The organism is Sphingobium cupriresistens LL01 (assembly GCF_001046645.1).
GTDB lineage: Bacteria > Pseudomonadota > Alphaproteobacteria > Sphingomonadales > Sphingomonadaceae > Sphingobium > Sphingobium cupriresistens.
This window is the reverse complement of the sequence record NZ_KQ130451.1, coordinates 1-1,939: the sequence shown is the minus strand read 5'-3', so window position 1 is coordinate 1,939 and position 1,939 is coordinate 1. Positions and strand designations below refer to the sequence as shown.

Here is a 1,939-nt window from a genome sequence, read left to right as displayed (position 1 = left end):
ATCGGCTCAGGCTTGGTCTCGCGATCGGTAGACCTTACTCCTGATCCGCTCGGTTTTGAGGGGTGGAAAAAGCTTTCCATCGCGGTATTGTCCCAACAGTTGCCCGACCGGCTCATGGAACAGGTGACGCCGTTGTTCTTCTTCGTACGCTGGAACTGCTCACTGGTATATTGGCTACCGCGATCCGAGTGATGCAACAGGGCATCGGGCTTTCCACAACGCCAGATCGCCAATATCAGGGCATCCGTCACAAGTTGGGCCGTCATTGTGGCGCTCATCGACCAGCCCACCACCCTGCGTAAAAACAGGTCGATGACGGCAGCGACATAGAGCCAGCCCTCGGCCGTCCAGATATATGTGAAGCCTTCCACCCATTTCTGGTTCGGTCTGTCGGCAGCGAACTAGCGATCCAGGACATTGTCACCGATAACTGAACGTTCACCATTGTCCTTGGGTAGACCACGGCGGCGCGGTCGTGCCCGAAGATACCAAAATGACCACCGCCTTGCTGGATAGCTTTACGCATCATTGCCTCATCCTTGAGACCGGCAATGACAGCTTCTGTTTCAGGGCCAGAGAGGTGGCCTGGGAAATCTGGACATTGAGATGAGTGGATTTTCTGCCTGACGGCGGCCAGGATGGCCGCGTGACAGGAGTAGAAATGAGCAAACGACCACGCCGGAATCACAGCCCGGCTTTCAAGGCGAAGGTAGCATTGGCTGCCGTGAAGGGGGAGAAGACGCTGGCCGAGTTGGCGCAGCAGTTTGACGTGCACCCAAACCAGATCACGACGTGGCGTAGCCAGTTGCTGGAGGGCGCGGCCGGGGTATTTGATTCGGACAATGCGTCGGCAACGGCCGAGCCGGCGATTGACGTGAAGACGCTGCACGCCAAGATCGGCGAGTTGACGCTGGCGAACGATTTTTTGGCCGGCGCGCTCGGGAAGGCCGGTCTGTTGCCGAGCGCAAAGCGATGATCGATCGTTCGCACAGTTTGCCGTTGGCGCGGCAGGCGCGGGAACTGGGGATCAGCCGGGGCAGCGTCTATTACCTGCCCAGACCGGTTTCGGAGGCTGATCTGGCGATCATGCGGCGCATCGACGAGTTGCACCTGGAATTTCCGTTCGCAGGCAGTCGCATGCTGCGCGATCTACTGCGGCAGGAAGGCATGAAGATCGGCCGCCAGCATGTAGCTACGCTGATGAAGAAGATGGCGATCGAGGCGATTTACCGCCGCCCGAACACTTCAAAGCCGACGCCGGGGCACAAGGTATATCCCTATTTGCTGCGCAAGCTGGCGATCGTACGGCCCAATCAGGTATGGGCGACCGACATCAGTTACATTCCGATGGCGAAGGGGTTCGTCTATCTCGTGGCTATCGTCGACTGGTTCAGCCGCAAGGTCCTGGCCTGGCGGGTGTCGATCACGATGGAAGCCGACTTCTGTGTCGAGGCACTGGAGGAAGCTCTGGCGCGCTTCGGCAAACCGGAGATCTTGAACACCGATCAGGGCAGCCAATTTACGAGCATGGCCTTCACCAGCGTGTTGCTCCGCGAAGAAATCGCCATCAGCATGGACGGTCGGGGCGCATGGCGCGACAATGTGATGGTCGAGCGCCTGTGGCGCTCGGTGAAATACGAAGAGGTTTATCTGCACGCCTACGGCGGGGTCAGCGAAGCCCGATCATCGATCGGTCGGTATCTGAGCTTCTACAATAGTAGGAGGCCGCATTCGAGCCTTGCTGCCAAGACGCCGGACCAGACCTATTTTGACAACCTGCCCATGTTGATGGCAGCTTGAATTTGGCCGCCGATATGGGGCGTCACTCTGGTCGGCTACGCCCTCCCGACATGACGCCCCATATCGGCAGTTCGATGAAACCGGCAGACGATCCACTTAACCGTTGCAGATCCCTGTTCAAATCAACCCGGCCACCTCT

Annotated in this window: 1 protein-coding gene and 2 pseudogenes; 2 read left to right on the top strand and 1 reads right to left on the bottom strand. The window is 58.5% G+C overall.

Features of this window, described 5'->3' with window-relative positions; all coding sequences use genetic code 11:
- Nucleotides 1-9: 9 nt before the first annotated feature.
- A pseudogene (locus V473_RS23365) lies at nucleotides 10-485 on the bottom strand (IS3 family transposase); the annotation flags it as partial.
- On the opposite strand from V473_RS23365, the pseudogene V473_RS24305 reads away from it, so the two are divergent.
- Together V473_RS24305 and V473_RS22670 are read left to right on the top strand one after the other, a co-directional pair.
- A pseudogene (locus V473_RS24305) lies at nucleotides 485-610 on the top strand (ATP-binding protein); the annotation flags it as partial. The pseudogenes V473_RS23365 and V473_RS24305 overlap by 1 nt on opposite strands.
- A gap of 51 nt (nucleotides 611-661) precedes the next feature.
- Nucleotides 662-1,800 (top strand): IS3 family transposase gene (locus tag V473_RS22670; protein WP_148648459.1). Its coding sequence is split into 2 segments (ribosomal slippage): nucleotides 662-929 and nucleotides 929-1,800, totalling 1,140 coding nucleotides; the frame shifts between segments, so codons are not numbered across the junction.
- Nucleotides 1,801-1,939: the final 139 nt, after the last annotated feature.